Origin of the sequence: Pseudomonas sp. A-B-19, assembly GCF_019947515.1 — a bacterium.
In the GTDB taxonomy this organism is placed as follows: domain Bacteria; phylum Pseudomonadota; class Gammaproteobacteria; order Pseudomonadales; family Pseudomonadaceae; genus Aquipseudomonas.
Genome location: NZ_JAGYGN010000044.1, coordinates 1 through 19,681 on the forward strand (window position 1 = coordinate 1; position 19,681 = coordinate 19,681).

Below are 19,681 nucleotides of genomic sequence, written 5' to 3' on the forward strand. Positions count from 1 at the left end.
GACTGTGGACGCCGCAGGACTTCGCCTCAGCCCCTTGCTGAGCTGTTCAACCGCCGGATGCGGAAAACCGCACGTCCGGTGGTGTGGGAGGGGTAACGGGCGCAAGCCCGTTGCCTCCACCCAATCAGGGATTGTTGTCGTACACAAGTATTGTGTTCACTGGATACCTACTGTGGGAGCGAGCTTGCTCGCGATGGGGGCGCCTCGGTATCAAGCCTTACACCTTCTCGAGCTTCTTCTCCTGCGCCGTCACCTGCTGGCACAACTCGATCATCTGCTCGCGCATCCAGCGGTTCGCCGGGTCCTGGTCGGTGCTTTCATGCCAGTAAAGATGGGTTTCCACTGATGGCACATCGTTGACCGGCAGATAAAAGGCATGCAGGTCGTTACGCCGGGCGAAACGTTCCGGCACGGTCATGACCATGTCCGTCTGCTGCAACACTTGCGAGGCCATCAGGTAATGCTGGGAACGCAGGGCGATCTTGCGCTGGATGCCCATCTTGCCCAGCGCCAGGTCGACATAGCCAAGGCCGCTGCGGCGGCTGGAAATATGGATGTGGGTCAGGCCCAGATAATCATCCAGGCTGAGCTTCTCTTTGCCCGCCAAGGGGTGCCCCTTGCGCATGGCGCACACGTAGCGGTCCTCCATCAATTTGACGTGACGTACCTGCGGGTCGGTGTTGAGCGGCGCATCGACCGCGAAGTCGAGGCGGCCGGCTGCGAGTTCCTTGGTGGTTTCGCGGCGTTTGGACAGGAAGCTTTCGATGATCACCGTCGGCGCCAGGCGGCGCAGGCGCTGGAACAGCGGCGGCAGGATCACCGCTTCGGTGAGGTCGGTCATGCTGATGCGATAGGTCTTGACCGCTTGCTGCGGGTTGAAAATGCGGCTTTCCTGCACCGACACGCGCAGCAGCGAGAGGGCGTTGCGCACCGGACCGATGATGTTCTGCGCCATGGGCGTAGGCACCATGCCCTGGGCGGTGCGCACGAACAACGGGTCGTTGAAGGTCTCGCGCAGACGCGCCAGCGCGTTCGACACCGCCGGCTGGGTGATGCCGATGATTTGCCCGGCGCGGGTCAGGTTTGCTTCGGTGTAGATCGCGTCGAAGACGATGAAAAGGTTGAGATCGACCTTGCTCAGATTCATTACGCGGCTCTCTTATTGTGTGGGCGGACTGACCGTGACGATCAGTCGATCATATATCGGTGATGAATGTTTATACACGCCGAGAATAGGCTAGGTAAATTATCAACGCTGTTCTAGCATCGATTGCATGACCTAAACAACCTCCCCCAAGAAGGTATCTCGCTCATGGATTTCGCTTATTCGCCCAAGGTTCAGGAACTGCGTGAGCGCGTAACAGCGTTCATGGACACCTACGTTTATCCCGCCGAAGCCGTGTTCGAGCGCCAGGTCGCCGAAGGCGATCGCTGGCAGCCGACTGCGATCATGGAAGAACTCAAACTCAAGGCCAAGGCCGAAGGCTTGTGGAATTTGTTTCTGCCTGAGTCCGAGTTGGGTGCCGGGCTGACCAACCTCGAATACGCACCGCTGGCGGAAATCATGGGCCGCTCGCTGCTGGGGCCAGAGCCGTTCAACTGCTCGGCACCCGACACCGGCAACATGGAGGTGCTGGTGCGTTACGCCAACGAAGAGCAGAAACAACGCTGGCTCGAACCCTTGCTGCGTGGCGAGATCCGCTCGGCCTTCGCCATGACCGAACCGGACGTTGCGTCCTCCGACGCCACCAACATGGCCGCCCGTGCGGTGCGCGATGGCGACGAGTGGGTGATCAACGGCAAGAAATGGTGGACCTCGGGTGCTTGCGACCCGCGCTGCAAAATCCTGATTTTCATGGGGCTGAGCAATCCGGACGGGCCACGCCACGCGCAGCACTCGATGATTCTGGTGCCGGTGGATGCTCCCGGCGTGAAGATCGTGCGCCCGCTGCCGGTGTTCGGTTACGACGATGCGCCTCACGGTCACGCCGAAGTGCTGTTCGAAAACGTCCGGGTGCCGTACGAAAACGTCCTGCTGGGGGAAGGCCGCGGCTTCGAAATTGCTCAAGGTCGCCTTGGTCCGGGCCGGATTCACCACTGCATGCGTTCGATCGGCATGGCCGAGCGCGCACTGGAACTGATGTGCAAGCGCTCGGTGAGCCGCACCGCATTCGGCAAACCCCTGGCGCGGCTGGGCGGTAACGTCGACAAGATCGCCGACTCGCGGATGGAAATCGACATGGCACGTCTGCTGACACTGAAGGCAGCGTACATGATGGACACGGTTGGCAACAAAGTGGCCCGCAGCGAGATTGCGCAGATCAAGGTCGTCGCACCAAACGTTGCGCTGCGAGTGATCGACCGGGCGATCCAGATTCATGGCGGGGCAGGGGTTTCCAACGATTTCCCGCTGGCCTACATGTACGCCATGCAGCGTACCCTGCGCCTGGCCGACGGCCCGGACGAAGTGCACCGTGCGGCAATCGGCAAGTTCGAAATCGGCAAATATGTGCCGAAAGAGATGATGCGTAGCGGGCAGTAAGACCGCAAAGAATTTGTGGGCAGTGAGTATTTGTGGCGAGGGGGCTTGCCCCCGTTGGACCGCGAAGCGGGCCTGAATCCATTCACCGTGTTGGCTCTGATACAACGCGGTGGATGATTCGCGACTGCTTCGCAGCCGAACGGGGGCAAGCCCCCTCGCCACATTGTTCTGTATTCAAATCAGTAAACCCAAACCTCAACCCGCCGATTCTTGATCCTTCCCTCATCGGCGCTATTGGCCGCCACTGGCATTTCGGCACCGAATCCACGAATCTCGCGAAACACCACGCCGCTTTTCACCAACTCCCGCCGTACCGCCATGGCCCGCAGTTTCGACAACAGATCGGCGCGCGCCGGGTCGCTCTTGGCATCGCCAAACCCCACCAGCGTGACCTGTCCATCGGTCTTGCCGTGCTGCTTTATATAGTCGAGTACTCGCCACAAATCTTGTCTGGCCTTGTTGTCCAGGGTGGCGCTGCCTTCCTCGAAGCGGAAATTCACCGATAGCCGTTGAGCATGTCGACTCAGCGCCTGATAACCCTCGGGCATCAATGCATTGGGGGTAACGGCCATGGCCTGTATGGTTTGGGCAACAAAGCCGTTGGCGGCCACAATGGCCTGACCGTCAGTACTTTGGGCAAAGGCCACCAGGGCATTGGCCCAGGGATTTTTGCCATTGGGTGGCAGGTAGAAGAACAACCGACGGGACAGCGGATAGTCTTCCGTGGCAATCAGGCTGTTGAGCGCCAGCATGGCTTGCGATTGACCGTCGACAATGGCCACGGCTTTAGCCTGGCGTACATAAGGCAATCCGATAAATCCGATGCCTTGCGGGTCGGCGCTGACCGCATCGGACAGTTGCTCGCTGGACTCGAAGCGTTTCGCCGTGCTGCTCAGCGTTTTCCCACGGCCACTGAGGACCAGTTCCTTGAAGGTGTCGTAGGTCCCGGACTGATCATCCCGCGCATACAGATGGATAGAGCCGCCGCGGCCGCCGATGTCTTCCCAGGTTTTTACCTCGCCACTGAATATGCGCGCCAGTTGCACGGTGTCGAGTTGGTTCAGCGGATTGTCCGGATGCAGGATGATCGCCAGGCCATCGATGGCAATGACCTGTTCGGCGCTCGGGCTTTTCAGGTCACCGAGCGATTGCAGGCTGGCCAGTTCGCTGTCCTTGATCGGGCGCGATGAGGCGGCCAGGTCGGCGCTGGCTGCCTTGAGCGCGGTGAAACCTGTGCTGGAACCATGGGCCGCCACCTCCACCACGACCCGCCGGCCCTGAACGGTTTCGCCGACGATGCGCAGTTCATTGGCGGTGTCCGGGGTTTCGCGGTGGATCTTGCGCAGGCCTAGTTCACTCATCAGACCCTCCACCAGCGCCGGTCCCAATGCCGCACCGATGGTGTTGGAACCCTGGATGCGCAGCACGGTGCCGTGTTCGGGTATCGACAAGTCGCCGGCCGGGGCCGCCTGCGGCAAGCCCATGCACAACATCAACAGGAACAACACGCGCAGCATCATGCCGGCACCTTATATAGCCAAAGGAGGTGTCGGGAGATTAAGTCAGTAAGGTTTCCAAACAATGACAGCTAAAAGATCGCTGCCGCAGGCAGCGATCTTGTACTTTTTAGCTCAGTTCAAGCCAGATCGGCGCATGGTCCGAAGGTTTTTCCATGCCGCGCAGTTCGTAGTCCACCCCTGCGGCCTTCACCCGTGGCAGCAAGCCCTGGGAGGCGAGGATCAGGTCGATGCGCAGGCCACGCTTGGGCTCGTCTTCGAAACCACGGCTGCGGTAGTCGAACCAGCTGAAGGTGTCGGTGACGTCCGGGTTCAGGTGACGGAAACTGTCGACCAGGCCCCAGTTCTTCAAGCGGGCCATCCACTCGCGCTCTTCCGGCAGGAAACTGCATTTGCCGGTTTTCAGCCAGCGCTTCATGTTGTCCGGGCCGATGCCGATATCGCAATCTTCCGGGGAAATGTTCACATCGCCCATCACCACCAGTGGCTGGTGGTTCTCGAACTGGCTTTCCAGCAGTTGCTGCAAATCGCTGTAGAAGCGTTCCTTGGCCGGGAATTTGGTCGGGTGGTCGCGGTTTTCGCCCTGTGGGAAATAACCGTTCATGATGGTCACCGGCACACCATTGGCGTCGGCGAAGGTGCCCCAGATGAAGCGTCGTTGGGCGTCTTCGTCGTCGGTGGCGAAGCCTTTATGTACGGCCAGGGGCTCCTGGCGCGAGAGCAGGGCGACGCCGTAGTGGCCTTTTTGCCCATGGAAATACACGTGATAACCCAGGGCCTGCACCTCGGCCAGCGGGAACTGATCGTCATGGACCTTGGTTTCCTGCAAACCGATCACATCGGGCTGGTGCTTTTCGATCAGCGCCGCCAACTGATGGGGACGGGCGCGCAGCCCGTTGATGTTGAAGGAGACGATCTTCATGGTCGGCAGTCCTGGCAAAAGGGCGATGCTAGCTGACATGTGGGAATCGGGCCAGTGTGGGGTGAGGGGATTTACTGGGTTCTGTCGGACCTGTGTTGACTATCCCGGCCTCTTCGCGGGCAAGCCCGCTCCTACAGGTCATGCGTCCGGTCCAGGCCTTTGTGGGAGCGGGCTTGCTCCGGGCGGCGTTCCGACAAAGGCGATTTCATTGCCTACACTGAGTTCGGATCTGTAAGGAACTGTGTCAGCGCCGACAGGCTCGTAACAACAAGAGCGCAGCCACCCGAGCTGTGCCGGGGAGATCAACCGTCATGCCCGAAACCTCGACCGCCATCGCCGATATTCACATGCTCGACAGCGGCTACGCCCGCGAAGCGCGTTCGCTGCTGTACCAGGCTTATCGACACGAGCCGACCTTCGGCTATTTGTTCGAGGCCGAACGCCCCGGCTACGAACACCGGGTTCGCGCCACCGTGCGCGAACTGGTGACCCAGCACTTTCTCCAGGACCTGCCGGCCATCGGCCTGCTGGTCAACGACCGCCTGATTGGCATCGCCCTGATTGCACCGCCGCAACGTCGCCTCGGCGTCACCGAAAGTTGGGCCTGGCGCCTGCGCATGGTGCTCAGTACGGGATTTCGCTGCACCCGTCGCTACCTCGAGTATCACGCTGCCGTGGAGGCCTGTGTGCCGAACGACTCGGTGCACGTCTTGCCATTGCTGGGGGTGCATCCGCAATTCCAGGGCAAATATTTCGGCGAGCAGTTGTTGCAGGCCGTGCACAACTGGTGCGCGGTGGACGAGAACTCACAGGGCGTGATTCTCGACACCGGGAACCCGCGTTATCTGGAGTTCTATAAGCGCCAGGGCTATGAGGAAATCGGTGAAGTTGCCGTAGGACCGATTCGCGAGCACGTGTTTTTTCACCCCAATCCTCAGGTGTTACATACTGCAACGGCTTGAGCAGCGAACTTTCCGGGCATGTCAGGCTCTATCACGCTCTCAAGCTCGTGATAGCATCCGCGCCTATGAAGTTTCCAGGAAGAATTACCAGCGGCGTACTGATGCTGATGACCAGCTGTGCGGCGTTGGCACAAAGTGAATTGGATGTACGGATCAAACCGTCCAATGATGAGCTGAAGGCCAATATCGAAGGCTATATCGGCAGCCTCGGCGATCGTGACGAAGAAGCCTTGCAACGCTTCAGCCGTGGCGCCGAGGAGCAGGCGCGCAAGGCCTCCCAGGCCTTGGGTTATTACCAGCCGCACATCGACAGCGAGGTGAAGGGTGGCAAGACACCACGCCTGGTGTTGACCATCGATCCTGGCGAGCCGGTGCATCTGCGCAATGTGACGATACGCGTCGACGGCCCGGCGGCCTCCCTCAAAACCTTTCGAGTACCCAAGAGCGACGCGCTCAAGCCCGGCGCTGTGCTCAATCATGGCCATTACGAGGAGGCCAAGCGCCTGATCCAGAATCAGGCTTCGCGCTATGGCTTTTTCAGTGGCCGCTTCACCCGTTCAAAATTGTCGGTCGACCCGCGTGCCGGCGTCGCCGATATCGAACTGATCTATGACAGTGGCCCGCGCTATACCTTGGGCAAGGTCAGTTTCGAGGGTGATACGCCGTTCGATGACGAGCTGCTGCAACGCATGGTGCCATTCAAGGCCGGCGAGCCGTATGACTCGGAACTGATCGCCGAACTCAATCAGAACCTGCAATCGAGCGGCTACTTCGAAGGCGTGCGCGTGGATGCGGCGCCAACGGCATCGAAAGAGGATGTGATCCCGGTAGACGTCAAGCTCGAAACCCGCAAGCCGCGGACCATGGGCCTGGGCCTGGGTTTCTCCACCGACGTCGGCCCACGTGCCAAGGCCAACTGGACCCGCCACTGGGTCAACGCCCAGGGGCATAGTTATGGCTGGGAGACCGAAGTCTCGGCACCGCGGCAAAACGTCGGGCTGTTCTACGACATTCCACTGGACCCGCCACTGACCGACAAACTGCGTTTTGCCGGCGGTTATCAGAATGAGGACATCGCCGGCACCGACACCCACAGCAAGCTGCTGACCCTCGGCCCCGAATGGCACAGCAAATTGCCCAGCGGCTGGCAACGGGTGGTGTCGCTGAAGTGGCAGCGCGAGGATTACCAACTTGGCGACGACTCCGGGCTCAGTAACCTGCTGATGCCCGGCGTGAATTATTCGTACCTGAAAAGCGACAACCGCATCGACCCGCATAACGGCTATCGGCTGCAATTCGAATCCAGAGTGGCCAAGGAAGGTTTGGGTTCCGACAGCAACTTGCTCTACGGCACGGCGCTGGTCAAAGGCTTGACCACGGTGTTCGACAACCATCGTTTCCTCGGGCGGGTGCAGGTCGGCGGCAGTGCCACCAACGGCTTCAAATCGGTGCCGCCGTCGCTGCGCTTCTTCGCCGGCGGCGATCAGAGCGTGCGCGGTTACGACTATCAGAGCCTGTCCCCGGAAAACTCCGACGGGGACCGCATCGGTGGTCGCTACATGGTGGCCGCCAGCGCGGAGTATCAGTATTCCATCGCCGAAAAATGGCGGATCGCGACCTTTGTCGATCAGGGCAACTCCTTCAATACACTCGAATTGCCGGACCTCAAGACCGGGGTTGGTATCGGCGTGCGCTGGGTCTCGCCGGTGGGGCCGATCCGTCTCGACCTGGCCCACGCGCTGGACGACGATGGCGGTATTCGACTGCACTTTTCCATGGGGCCTGAGCTGTGAAGCGTGGTTTGAAAGTAACGTTGCTGGCGATAGCGGCGCTGTCGATGCTGGTTGTCCTGACGCTGGCGACGGTGCTGGGCACGGCGACGGGCAGCCGCTGGGCGTTGGGCTTCGTACCGGGGTTGACCCTGGACAACTTCCAGGGCCGGCTGGGCGGGCAGTGGCGTGCCGACCGGGTGTTGTGGCAACAGGCCAACAATCGGGTTGAGCTGAACAAGGTGATTTTTGCCTGGTCGCCGTTGTGCCTGTCCCGCATGGCGTTGTGCGTCGAGCAATTGCAGGCCGATCAGGTCAGCCTGACGTTCCCGCCGGGTGCCGAAGAGCCAGACAGCGGCCCGATCACGCTCCCGGAGCTCAAGTTACCGTTGACCCTGGAACTTGGGGAGATCAAGGTCGGCAGCCTGTTGTTCAACGGCAGCGAAGAGCTCAAGGGTTTGCAACTGGCGGCGCACTGGACGGCGGTCGGTTTGAAGATCGATTCGGTGGCGTTGCAGCGCGATGACCTGAGCCTGAACCTGTCCGGCCTGCTGCAACCCTCCGGTAACTGGCCCCTCAGTGCCGAAGGCAAGCTGACCCTGTTGTCGACGCCTGAGCCCTTGGTGCTGGCGCTGAAAGTCGACGGCGACCTGCTCAAGACTCTGAGCCTGAAAGCCGACAGCAGCGGTTACTTCAACGGGCAACTGAGCGGCGAACTGCAACCGCTGGTGGAAAACCTGCCGGCCAAGGTGCGGATCACCGCCGACGGCTTCAAGCCCAGTGCCGATCTGCCGGACACCCTGCAACTCAATCAGCTTGAACTCACCGGCGCTGGCGACTTGAAGAACGGCTACACGCTGCTCGGCAAAGCCACGCTGCCCGCCGAGCAAGGTCCAGTCGCCCTGGCGCTGCAGGGCCAGGTCGACGCCAGGGGCGCGCAGATCGCCGCGCTGGACCTGACCGCCAACGACAAGCAAAACCTCAAGCTCACAGGGCAGCTGGATTGGAGCAAGGGCTTGAGCGCCGAGGCGAAGATCGACTGGCTGGACTTCCCCTGGCACAGGCTTTATCCACTCATCGACGAACCGCAAGTAGCGCTTCGCACGTTCACCGGCGAAGTCTCTTACACCGACGGCAAGTACCTTGGTCATTTTACCGCGGCGGCGGATGGTCCGGCCGGCGCCTTCACCCTGGCCAGCCCTTTCGCCGGTGACCTGACGAAAATCTACCTGCAACAGATTCAACTCCAGGCCGGGCAGGGCAAGGCCGAAGGGCACCTGAACCTGCAATTTGCCGACGGCATTGCCTGGGACACCGCGCTGGACCTGTCGGCGATCAACCCCGCGTACTGGGTCGCGGAGTTGCCGGGTACGCTGGCCGGGCCGTTGCGCAGCCAGGGCGAGATGAAAAACGAAGTGCTCAGCCTCAATGCCGACCTGGACCTCAAGGGCAAACTGCGCGGTCAACCGGCGGTGATCCAGGCCAAGGCCGATGGCGGTGGTGAGCAATGGAACCTCAACGCCCTGCAAGTTCGCCTCGGCGATAACAGCATCACTGGCAAGGGCAGCCTGCAACAGAAACTCGCCGGCCAGATCGATCTCAAGCTGCCGCGTCTGGCCCAGCTCTGGCCGCAGCTGCGTGGCCAGCTCAATGGCCGCGTGGATGTCGCCGGCACACTCAAGGCGCCCCAAGGCAAGCTTGACCTGCAAGGCTCGCAACTGGCTTTCCAGGACCATCGCCTGCAAAGCCTGAACCTGGACGCCACGCTGGACAGTGCGCAACGGGCGAAAATCGACCTCAAGGGCAGTGGCATCCGGGTCGGGGACACCTCGCTGGGAACGCTGACCGCCAGCGGTCAGGGTGACATCAAGAACCAGAAGCTGAGCCTCGATCTGCAAGGGCCGAAGCTGAAACTGGCGCTGGGTCTGGACGGTGCGCTGGACAAGGGCAATTGGCGCGGACGCCTGGCCAGCGGTGATATCCAGGCCGGTGGCCAGGACTGGAAGCTGCAAGGGCCGGCGAAACTCGAACGGCTGGCGGACGGCAAAATCAATTTTGGCGCCCATTGCTGGGCATCCGGCCAGGCCAGCCTGTGTGGAGAAGACTCGCGCCTGATGCCCGAGCCGAAGCTGCGTTATCACCTCAAGCAATTCCCGATCGATAGCCTCGCGCAATGGTTGCCGAAGGATTTCGCCTGGCAGGGCCGACTCAACGCCGACCTGCAACTGGACCTGCCGGCCAGTGGCCCGAACGGCCTGGTCAGCGTCGATGCCGGCGGCGGCACGTTGCGCATCAAGGACAAGGACCAGTGGCTGGACTTCCCGTACCAGACCCTGAAACTCACCAGCAAACTCACGCCCAAGCGCATCGACACCGAGCTCAACTTCATCGGCGGCAAACTTGGCGAACTGATGGTGCAGGCGCAGCTCAATCCGTTGCCGAAGAACAAACCGTTGAGCGGCTCGTTCCGCTTGAGCGGGCTGGATCTGTCGGTGGCGCGGCCGTTTGTGCCAATGGTCGAAAAGCTGGCCGGGCGCCTCAATGGCAGTGGCACGATTTCCGGCGGGCTGTTGGCGCCACAGATCAATGGCAGCCTGCAACTCAGCGACGGCGTGATTGCCGGACCTGAGCTGCCGATGGAGCTGGAAAACCTGCACGTTCAAGCGCTGATCGCCGGCGAAAACGTATCGATCAATGGTGGCTGGAACAGCGGCAAGGTTGGGCAGGGCAGCCTGAACGGCAACATCGCCTGGGGACAAGCGCTGAAGGTGGACCTGGCGCTCAAGGGCTCGCAGTTACCAGTCACTGTCGAGCCTTACGCCAAGCTTGAGGTCGCACCGGATCTGAAAATCTCGATGAAAGATGGCGAGTTGGCCATCGCTGGCAAAGTGCTGGTGCCCAGGGGCGAAATCACCATTCGCGAACTGCCGCCGTCGACGGTCAAGGTCTCCGATGACACGGTGATCGTCGGTCAGCAAACCGATGAGGGCAAACCGCCGCTGGCGATGAAGATGGACATCGAAGTGCTGGTCGGCGAGGACAAGCTGAGCTTCGCCGGGTTTGGCCTGACCGCGAATGTGCAGGGGCATGTGCACATCGGTGACAACATGGACACCCGTGGCGAGCTGTGGCTGAACGATGGCCGATACCGCGCCTACGGCCAGCGGCTTTCGGTGCGCCGGGCACGCTTGCTGTTTGCCGGGCCCATCGATCAGCCGTATCTGGACATCGAGGCCATTCGCAAGACCGACGATATCATCGCCGGCATTCGCCTGAGCGGCAGCGCCGAGCAGCCAACCACACAGATCTTTTCCGAACCGGCCATGAGCCAGGAGCAGGCCCTGTCCTATCTGGTGCTCGGGCGTCCGTTGAGCAGCAATGGCGAAGACAACAACATGCTCGCCCAGGCGGCCCTCGGTCTGGGCTTGATGGGCAGTTCCGGAGTGACCAGTGGCCTGGCCAAGAACCTGGGCATCCAGGACTTCCAGCTTGACACTCAGGGCAGCGGCACTGCCACCAGTGTGGTGGCCAGTGGCAACCTTTCCGAGAAGCTCAGCCTGCGCTATGGCGTCGGTGTGTTCGAACCGGCCAACACCATTGCCTTGCGCTACAAGCTGAGCAAGAAGGTCTACCTCGAAGCCGCTGGCGGCGTGGCCAGTTCGCTGGACATCTTCTACAAGCGGGATTTCTAGCCCGCATTCCATACAAAAGGCCGAGTCGCTTCATTCGCTGGCAAGCCAGCTCCTACAGGGATCACCACACCTGTAGGAGCTGGCTTGCCAGCGAAGGCGTCCGTGTGGCCGCCACAAATTCCGACACCACTGGTCAACTGATTGCCAAGCAACCTAACTATTGCGTTGACATTCGCTGCTTAGGCAGTAACATTACGACATACATTCACTGCCTAGGCAGCTAATTGGTAGTCAGATGAAACATTTCTCTCCAGACGATTTCCACAATTGCCATCTCGGCCTGCTGCTCGGACGTGCTGCGTTGCTCAAGGACCGGATCATCGACACTCACATGGAACCCCACGGCATCACCGCCGCGCAGTTCAAGGTGTTGATCATCATGGCCCAGTTCGGCGTCGATTCGCCGGGCGAGTTGTGCCGCCACTTGTCCCTGGACAGCGGCTCGATGACGCGCATGCTCGATCGCCTGGAACAGAAAGGTTTCCTTGCGCGTCAACGCTCCGAGGCGGACCGCCGTCAGGTGCAGCTTGTACTCACGGAAGAAGGGCAGAAGCTCGCCGGACTGTTGCCGCACATCGGCGCTGAAGCCATGAATGAACTGGCCGGTGCAATCACGCCAGAAGAATTGAAAACCCTGGAGCTGATCCTGAAGAAAATTCTGGTGGCAGCCGGTGACGCGATCACCCTGTTGCGGGTAGGTGACAAATGAGCAGTAACCCCTTGCGTACTGGCCTGAGCCTGGTGTTGTTGGCCATGAGCCTGGCCGGTTGCGCCAGTTACAGCGGCCTGAAAACCCAAGGCGTCAACCTCGATGCGAAGAGCCTCAAGGCCGGGCAATCCCTTGGCGGCGTGACCCTGTCGCCAGCCGCCTGGCCGAAAAGCGACTGGTGGAAAAGCCTCGGCGACCCGCAACTCGACGGCCTGATCCGCGAGGCCCTGCGTGACAGCCCGGACATGCAGATCGCCGACGCCCGTGCCCATCAGGCCAGCGCTGCCGCTTCCGCAGCCGACGCCGAGCGGATGCCGACCCTGGATGCCAGCGCCGGTGTCAGCCGCTCGCGCCTGGCCCGGGACCAGGACCCGCGCGGGCAGGGCGACGCCTACGCCACCGTGCGTAACATCAGTACCACTTTCAATTACAACTTCGATCTCTGGGGCGGTCAGCGCGATGCCTGGGAAGCGGCCCTCGGCCAGGCTCGCGCGGCCGAAGTCGACCAGCAGGCTGCGCAACTGACGCTGGCTGCCGATGTCGCCCGGGCCTACAGCGATCTGGGGCAGGCACACATCGTCTTTGACCTGTCCAGCGAAGACCTCAAGCGCACCCGACAAATGCTCGAGCTGAGCCAGCGGCGCCTGACTGCCGGGATCGACAGCCAATACCAGTTCCAGCAGACCGAAAGCCTGGAAGCCACTTCCCAGGCCAACCTGATCGACGCCGAAAAACGCCTGAACAGCACGAAAATCGCGCTCGCGGTGCTGCTCGGCAAAGGCCCGGACCGTGGCAATGAAATCGCCCGCCCCAACATTCTGCAGCCGAGTGCGGTAGCGCTACCTTCGGTGCTGCCGGCCGAGCTGCTCGGGCGTCGCCCGGACCTGGTGGCCGCGCGCTGGCGGGTCGAGGCGGCGAGCAAAAACATCGATGCCGGCAAGACCCGGTTCTATCCCAACCTGAACCTCAGCGCCGCTGCCGGTGCCGAGTCCCTGTTGGGCGATGCGATGTTTGGTTCGGCCAGCCGCTTCTTCAACATTGCACCAACGATCTCTGTGCCGATTTTCGACGGCGGCCGCCTGCGTGCCGACCTCGATTCGCGCGACGCCGATTACGACCTCGCCGTGGCGCAGTACAACAAAAGCCTGGTGAAGGCGCTGGGGGATGTCAGTGACAGCATCCACCAGTTGCGCGATATCGGTCGGCAGATCGCTGCCCAGCAACACGCCACCGACATCGCCCAGGATTCCTACAACACCGTGGTCCAGCGTTACGGTTCCGGCATCGGCAACTACCTGGACGTGCTCAGCATCGAGCAGCAATTGCTCCAGGCCCAGCGACAGCTGGCCAACCTGAATGCCGAGCAGATTGACCTGTCGATCCAGTTGATGCAGGCGCTGGGCGGCGGTTTCCAGCCTGAGGCGATTGCCTCGGCCACCGCCACGCCAGCCACGCTGACCCACTAATTCAAGGTACTTGTCATGGCCACTGCCGATACAACTCAACCTCCTGAAAACACCCAGGGCAACCCCAATTCGGGCAAACGCAAATTCATGCTGTTGGTCCTGGCCGCCGCCGTCGTGCTCAGTGGCGCGGGTGTCTGGGCCTACCACGAGTTTTACGGGCGCTGGAGCGAAAGCACCGACGACGCCTATGTGAACGGCAACGTGGTGGAAATCACGCCGCTGGTCACCGGCACCGTGGTCAGTATCGGCGCCGATGACGGCGATCTGGTCCATGAAGGCCAGGTGCTGGTGAACTTCGACCCGAACGATGCCGAAATCGGTCTGCAAAACGCCCAGGCCAATCTGGCGCGTACCGTGCGTCAGGTGCGCGGCTTGTACAGCGATGTGGATGGCATGAAGGCCCAGGTCAACGCCCAGAAAGCCGAAGTACAAAAGGCCCTGGATAACTTCAACCGGCGCAAGAGCCTCGCCGTTGGCGGGGCGATTTCCCAGGAGGAGCTGTCCCACGCCCGCGACGACCTGACCTCGGCGCAAAACGCCCTGGCCAACGCCGAACAGAAGCTCAAGACCACCAGCGCGCTGGTCGATGACACCGTGGTTTCATCGCACCCGGACGTGATGGCCGCCGCCGCACAACTGCGTCAGGCCTACCTGAACAATGCCCGCAGCACCTTGATCGCGCCGGTCACCGGCTACGTGGCCAAGCGCAGCGTGCAACTGGGCCAGCGGGTGCAGCCGGGTGAAGCACTGATGGCGGTGATCCCGCTGGACCAGCTGTGGATCGACGCCAACTTCAAGGAAACCCAGTTGCGTGACATGCGAATCGGTCAGCCGGTGGCGATCGAAACCGATCTTTACGGCAGCGACGTGAAGTACAGCGGCACCATCGATAGCCTCGGCGCCGGGACCGGCAGCGCATTTGCCTTGCTGCCGGCGCAGAACGCCACCGGCAACTGGATCAAGATCGTGCAGCGCGTACCGGTGCGGATCCACATCAACGCCGAAGAACTGGCCAGGCACCCGTTGCGGGTCGGTCTGTCGACCATGGTCGATGTGAACCTGCGCGATCAGAGCGGGCCGGTGCTGGCGCAACAATCGCCGCAGAAGGCTTCGTTCAGCACCAACGTCTACGACCGTCAGTTGGCCGAGGCCGATGCGATGATCACTCAGTTGATCCACGACAACAGCGCCGCGGTCAGCAAAACTGCGCAACGCTGATATGTCAGTGTGCCATCACGCCGGCCCGGTTTCAAAGGATTCGCGATGAGCAATAACGCGTCTTTCACGCCGCCCAGCCTGCTGCTCAGCACCATCGGCCTGTCGCTGGCGACCTTCATGCAAGTGCTCGACACCACCATCGCCAACGTGGCGTTGCCGACGATCTCCGGCAACCTGGGCGTGAGTTCGGAGCAGGGCACCTGGGTCATCACCTCGTTTGCGGTGAGCAACGCCATTGCCTTGCCGTTGACCGGTTGGCTCAGTCGCCGTTTTGGCGAGGTGAAGCTGTTTGTCTGGGCGACGTTGCTGTTCGTGCTCGCTTCGTTTTTGTGCGGGATCTCCACGTCCATGCCGGAGCTGGTGGGCTTCCGGGTACTGCAAGGGGTGGTCGCGGGGCCGTTGTACCCGATGACCCAGACCCTGTTGATCGCGGTGTATCCCCCCGCTAAACGAGGGATGGCCCTGGCACTGCTGGCGATGGTCACCGTGGTCGCGCCGATTGCCGGGCCGATCCTCGGCGGCTGGATCACCGACAGCTACAGCTGGCCATGGATTTTCTTCATCAACGTGCCGATCGGACTGTTCGCTGCATGGGTGGTGACCCAACAGATGAAAAAGCGCCCGGTGGCCACCAGTCGCCAACCGATGGATTACGTGGGTTTGATCGCGCTGATCATCGGCGTCGGCGCGTTGCAGATCGTGCTCGACAAGGGCAATGATGCCGACTGGTTCGAATCCAGTTTCATCGTGATCGGTTCGGTGATTTCGGTGGTGGCCCTGGCGTTCTTCGTGATCTGGGAAATGACCGACGAACATCCGGTGGTCAACCTGCGCCTGTTCGCCCATCGCAACTTCCGCTACGGCACCATCGTGTTGATCCTGGGCTATGCCGGGTTCTTCGGGATCAACCTGATCCTGCCGCAGTGGCTGCAGACACGCTTGGGCTACACCGCGACCTGGGCCGGTTTTGCCGTGGCACCGCTGGGGATCCTGCCGGTGCTGCTGTCGCCGTTTGTCGGCAAGTACGCGCCGCGATTCGACATGCGCGTGCTGGCGGGCGGGGCGTTCCTGGCCATCGGCCTGAGCTGTTTCATGCGCGCAGGTTTCACCAATGAAGTGGACTTCCAGCACATCGCCATGGTGCAGCTATTCATGGGGATTGGTGTGGCGCTGTTCTTCATGCCGACTTTGACCATCCTGCTCTCGGACCTGCCGCCGAGCCAGATTGCCGACGGTTCGGGGCTGGCGACGTTCTTGCGGACCCTGGGCGGTAGTTTTGCGGCGTCGCTGACCACCTGGATCTGGATTCGCCGCGCCGACCAGCACCACGCCTACCTGACCGAAAGCATCACCCCGTTCGATCCGGCGACCCGCGAAGCACTGACCCATCTGGGCGGGGCAGGGGCCAAGGCCTATACGCAGCTGGAGCAGACGGTGATCAGCCAGGCGTACATCATGTCCACGGTGGATTACTTCACCTTGCTGGGCTGGATGTTCATGGGGCTGATCCTGATCGTGTGGCTGGCCAAGCCGCCGTTTACGGCCAAAGCCGGGCCTGCGGCCTCCGCCGGACACTAAATCTGTAGGAGCTGGCTTGCCAGCGAAGGGGGCGTATCTGATACACCGCGTCGTCTGGTTCGCCGGCAAGCCGGCTCCTACAGGTGCGCGGTGAGGCTACGGGTGGGGAAGCGCAGGCGTCGGCGGCGGGGCGAAATCGAACGGCGCCAGCGCAAACCCCTGCTCATCTACCTGCAACGCCCAACCCTGACGATCCCAATCCCCCAGCACAATGCGCCTGGCGGCTTGCTCGCCAAGCTGCAGCTTATGAATCGCGGGACGGTGAGTGTGCCCGTGGATCAAGGTCTTCACCCCGTACTCCTGCATGATCCGCGGGATCTCATCGGGTGTGACATCGACAATGTCATTGGCCTTCATCCGAACCTGGCTTCGACTTTCACTGCGCAACTTGCGCGCCAGCTTATGCCGGGTGCTCAGCGGTAAGTGCCGCAGGATGAACAGGGTGATCGGGTTGCGCAGGTAGCGCCGCAACTTCATATAACCCACGTCGCGGGTGCAGAGGCTGTCGCCGTGCATCAGCAGCACCGGCTCGCCGTTGAGTTGCACGACACTCGGATCTTTCAACAAGGTGCAGCCTGCCTGTTTGCAGAACGCCTTGCCGAGCAGGAAGTCACGATTGCCGTGCATCAGAAAAATGGCCGTGCCGCTGTCGCTGAGGTCGCGCAGGGCCTGGCAGATGGAACGCTGGAAGGGTGTCATGGCGTCGTCGCCAATCCACACCTCGAAGAAGTCGCCCAGAATGTACAACGCGCTTGCCGAGCGGGCGCGTCCGGCGAGCAAATCCAGAAACGCCCGGGTAATGTCCGGGCGCTCCTCTTCCAGATGCAAGTCTGAAATCAGCAATATCACTCAATGATCTCGGCTTTCTCGATGATCACGTCGTCTGCCGGAACGTCCTGGTGGCCGGACTTGGAGGTGGTGGCCACGCCTTTGATCTTGTCGACAACGTCGGTGCCGGCGGTCACTTTACCGAATACCGCGTAGCCCCAGCCTTGAACGTTCTTGCCGCTGTGGTTGAGGAAGCTGTTGTCCGCCACGTTGATGAAGAACTGCGCGGAAGCCGAATGCGGCTCCATGGTGCGGGCCATGGCAACGGTGTACTTGTCGTTGGAAAGGCCGTTGTCGGCTTCGTTCTGGATGCTTGGACGCTTGTCTTTCTTTTCTTTCATGCCTGGCTCGAAACCACCGCCCTGGATCATGAAGTTACCGATGACGCGGTGGAAAACGGTGTTTTCGTAGTGACCGGCTTTGACGTATTCGACGAAGTTGGCCACGGTGATCGGGGCTTTATCGGCGTTCAGTTCGAGGACGATGTCGCCGAAGTTGGTAGTCAGTTTGACTTGGGTCATGATCGTTACTCTTTATAAGGAATTCGTGGTGTTGGAACATCATGTCCCGCCACCGGTTCAGCCTGTTTTGGCCAAGGTGCGCAGTTTAGCCTGCCAGACGCGAATTTCGAGGCTGTTTTTTCATTTACAGCCTATTAAATGCGACGGTTTACAGAGTGCGCTCTGTCAGGTACTTGACGGCATCGGCTATGATAGCGGCTTTGTTTTGTCCGGCCTTCGTTACGGCCACGCACTTGTACGTTCAAGGATCCTATGAGCAAGCCCACTGTCGACCCTACCTCGAATGCCAAGACCGGCCCAGCCGTGCCGGTCAACTTCCTGCGGCCGATCATCCAGGCAGACCTGGACTCGGGCAAGCACACGCAAATCGTCACCCGTTTCCCGCCTGAACCCAACGGCTACCTGCACATCGGTCACGCCAAGTCGATCTGTGTGAACTTCGGCCTGGCCCAGGAGTTCGGCGGCGTCACGCACCTGCGTTTCGACGACACCAACCCGGCCAAGGAAGACCAGGAATACATCGACGCGATCGAAAGCGACGTCAAATGGCTGGGCTTCGAGTGGTCCGGTGAAGTGCGCTATGCCTCGCAGTATTTCGACCAACTGCACGACTGGGCGGTAGAGCTGATCAAGGCCGGCAAGGCCTATGTTGACGACCTGACCCCTGAACAAGCCAGGGAATACCGTGGCAGCCTGACCGAGCCGGGCAAGAACAGTCCGTTCCGCGACCGCTCGGTTGAAGAGAACCTGGACCTGTTCGCCCGCATGAAAGCCGGTGAATTCCCGGACGGCGCACGCGTGCTGCGGGCCAAGATCGACATGGCCTCGCCGAACATGAACCTGCGCGACCCGATCATGTACCGCATCCGACATGCCCATCACCACCAGACCGGTGACAAGTGGTGCATTTACCCGAACTACGACTTCACCCACGGTCAGTCGGACGCCATCGAAGGCATTACCCACTCGATCTGCACCCTGGAGTTCGAAAGCCATCGTCCGCTGTACGACTGGTTCCTCGACAACCTGCCGGTGCCGGCGCACCCGCGCCAGTACGAGTTCAGCCGCCTGAACCTGAACTACACCATCACCAGCAAGCGCAAGCTCAAGCAGCTTGTGGACGAAGGTCACGTCAATGGCTGGGACGACCCGCGCATGTCCACGCTGTCGGGCTTCCGTCGCCGTGGCTACACGCCGAAATCGATCCGCAACTTCTGCGAAATGATCGGCACCAACCGTTCCGACGGCGTGGTCGACTTCGGCATGCTCGAATTCAGCATCCGCGACGACCTCGACCATAGCGCCCCGCGTGCCATGTGCGTGTTGCGTCCGCTGAAAGTCGTGATCACCAACTACCCGCAAGGCCAGGTCGAGAACCTCGAACTGCCGTGCCATCCGAAAGAAGACATGGGCATGCGCGTTCTGCCGTTCGCCCGTGAAATCTACATCGACCGTGAAGACTTCATGGAAGAGCCGCCAAAAGGCTACAAGCGTCTGGAGCCGGCCGGTGAAGTACGCCTGCGTGGCAGCTACGTGATCCGCGCCGACGAAGCGATCAAGGACGCCGACGGCAACATCGTCGAACTGCGCTGCTCGTACGATCCGGACACCCTGGGCAAGAACCCGGAAGGCCGCAAGGTCAAAGGCGTGGTGCACTGGGTGCCGGCTGCGGCCAGCGTCGAATGCGAAGTGCGTCTGTACGATCGTCTGTTCCGTTCTGCGAACCCGGAAAAAGCCGAAGACAGTGCCAGTTTCCTGGACAACATCAACCCTGACTCGCTGCGGGTACTCACCGGTTGTCGTGCTGAACCCTCGCTGGGCAATGCACAGCCGGAAGACCGTTTCCAGTTCGAGCGCGAAGGTTACTTCGTCGCGGATATCAAGGACTCGAAACCAGGTCAGCCGGTATTCAACCGTACCGTGACCCTGCGTGATTCGTGGGGCCAGTGATTCAAGG

Annotated in this window: 14 protein-coding genes; 9 read left to right on the forward strand and 5 right to left on the reverse strand. The window is 61.1% G+C overall.

Going from position 1 to position 19,681, the window contains the following annotated elements:
* Positions 1-217: 217 nt before the first annotated feature.
* Positions 218-1,147 (reverse strand): LysR family transcriptional regulator, encoded by a 930-nt coding sequence (locus KGA81_RS28745; protein WP_223550848.1) that lies wholly within the window; start codon positions 1,145-1,147, stop codon positions 218-220.
* Positions 1,148-1,312: 165 nt separating this feature from the next.
* Between KGA81_RS28745 and KGA81_RS28750 the strand changes: the two genes are divergently transcribed.
* Entirely contained in the window at positions 1,313-2,542 is a 1,230-nt protein-coding gene (locus KGA81_RS28750; protein ID WP_223550849.1) for an acyl-CoA dehydrogenase, read from the forward strand.
* 179 nt (positions 2,543-2,721) lie between these two features.
* Here KGA81_RS28750 and KGA81_RS28755 read toward each other — a convergent pair whose 3' ends face one another.
* Together KGA81_RS28755 and xthA are read right to left on the reverse strand one after the other, a co-directional pair.
* A complete protein-coding gene (locus KGA81_RS28755; RefSeq protein WP_223550851.1) occupies positions 2,722-4,062 on the reverse strand; it encodes a phosphate ABC transporter substrate-binding/OmpA family protein in 1,341 nt (446 codons plus the stop codon).
* Between the two features lie 106 nt (positions 4,063-4,168).
* Positions 4,169-4,981, reverse strand: a complete 813-nt coding sequence (gene xthA / locus KGA81_RS28760; protein ID WP_223550853.1) for an exodeoxyribonuclease III — start codon at positions 4,979-4,981, stop codon at positions 4,169-4,171.
* Positions 4,982-5,292: 311 nt separating this feature from the next.
* On the opposite strand from xthA, the gene KGA81_RS28765 reads away from it, so the two are divergent.
* The 7 genes from KGA81_RS28765 (at position 5,293) to KGA81_RS28795 (ending at position 16,375) form a co-directional block, all read left to right on the forward strand.
* On the forward strand, positions 5,293-5,943 hold the full coding sequence (locus KGA81_RS28765; protein WP_223550855.1) for a GNAT family N-acetyltransferase: 651 nt from the start codon (positions 5,293-5,295) through the stop codon (positions 5,941-5,943).
* Positions 5,944-6,008: 65 nt separating this feature from the next.
* The gene (locus tag KGA81_RS28770; RefSeq protein WP_223550857.1) at positions 6,009-7,736 is read left to right on the forward strand and encodes an autotransporter assembly complex protein TamA; all 1,728 of its coding nucleotides are present in this window, start codon (positions 6,009-6,011) and stop codon (positions 7,734-7,736) included.
* Positions 7,733-11,404 (forward strand): translocation/assembly module TamB domain-containing protein, encoded by a 3,672-nt coding sequence (locus tag KGA81_RS28775; RefSeq protein ID WP_223550859.1) that lies wholly within the window; start codon positions 7,733-7,735, stop codon positions 11,402-11,404. Before KGA81_RS28770 ends, KGA81_RS28775 begins: the two co-directional genes overlap by 4 nt.
* A 235-nt stretch (positions 11,405-11,639) precedes the next feature.
* Positions 11,640-12,113 carry a MarR family winged helix-turn-helix transcriptional regulator gene (locus KGA81_RS28780; RefSeq protein WP_218430457.1) on the forward strand — a complete coding sequence of 158 codons (474 nt, stop codon included), beginning with the start codon at positions 11,640-11,642 and terminating at the stop codon, positions 12,111-12,113.
* Positions 12,110-13,579, forward strand: a complete 1,470-nt coding sequence (locus KGA81_RS28785) for an efflux transporter outer membrane subunit (RefSeq protein ID WP_223550862.1) — start codon at positions 12,110-12,112, stop codon at positions 13,577-13,579. The genes KGA81_RS28780 and KGA81_RS28785 overlap by 4 nt, the downstream gene beginning before the upstream one ends.
* Positions 13,580-13,594: 15 nt before the next feature.
* Positions 13,595-14,797, forward strand: coding sequence for an HlyD family efflux transporter periplasmic adaptor subunit (locus KGA81_RS28790; RefSeq protein WP_223550864.1), 1,203 nt, complete (start codon positions 13,595-13,597; stop codon positions 14,795-14,797).
* Between the two features lie 45 nt (positions 14,798-14,842).
* Positions 14,843-16,375, forward strand: coding sequence for a DHA2 family efflux MFS transporter permease subunit (locus KGA81_RS28795; protein WP_223550866.1), 1,533 nt, complete (start codon positions 14,843-14,845; stop codon positions 16,373-16,375).
* A gap of 96 nt (positions 16,376-16,471) precedes the next feature.
* Here the strand turns inward: KGA81_RS28795 and lpxH are convergent, their stop codons facing one another.
* Both lpxH and KGA81_RS28805 read right to left on the reverse strand, forming a co-directional pair.
* A complete protein-coding gene (gene lpxH / locus KGA81_RS28800) occupies positions 16,472-17,224 on the reverse strand; it encodes a UDP-2,3-diacylglucosamine diphosphatase (RefSeq protein ID WP_223550870.1) in 753 nt (250 codons plus the stop codon).
* On the reverse strand, positions 17,221-17,724 hold the full coding sequence (locus KGA81_RS28805; RefSeq protein WP_008053603.1) for a peptidylprolyl isomerase: 504 nt from the start codon (positions 17,722-17,724) through the stop codon (positions 17,221-17,223). Before KGA81_RS28805 ends, lpxH begins: the two co-directional genes overlap by 4 nt.
* 252 nt (positions 17,725-17,976) lie before the next feature.
* On the opposite strand from KGA81_RS28805, the gene KGA81_RS28810 reads away from it, so the two are divergent.
* Positions 17,977-19,674 carry a glutamine--tRNA ligase/YqeY domain fusion protein gene (locus KGA81_RS28810; protein ID WP_223550872.1) on the forward strand — a complete coding sequence of 566 codons (1,698 nt, stop codon included), beginning with the start codon at positions 17,977-17,979 and terminating at the stop codon, positions 19,672-19,674.
* The last annotated feature ends 7 nt before the right edge of the window (positions 19,675-19,681 follow it).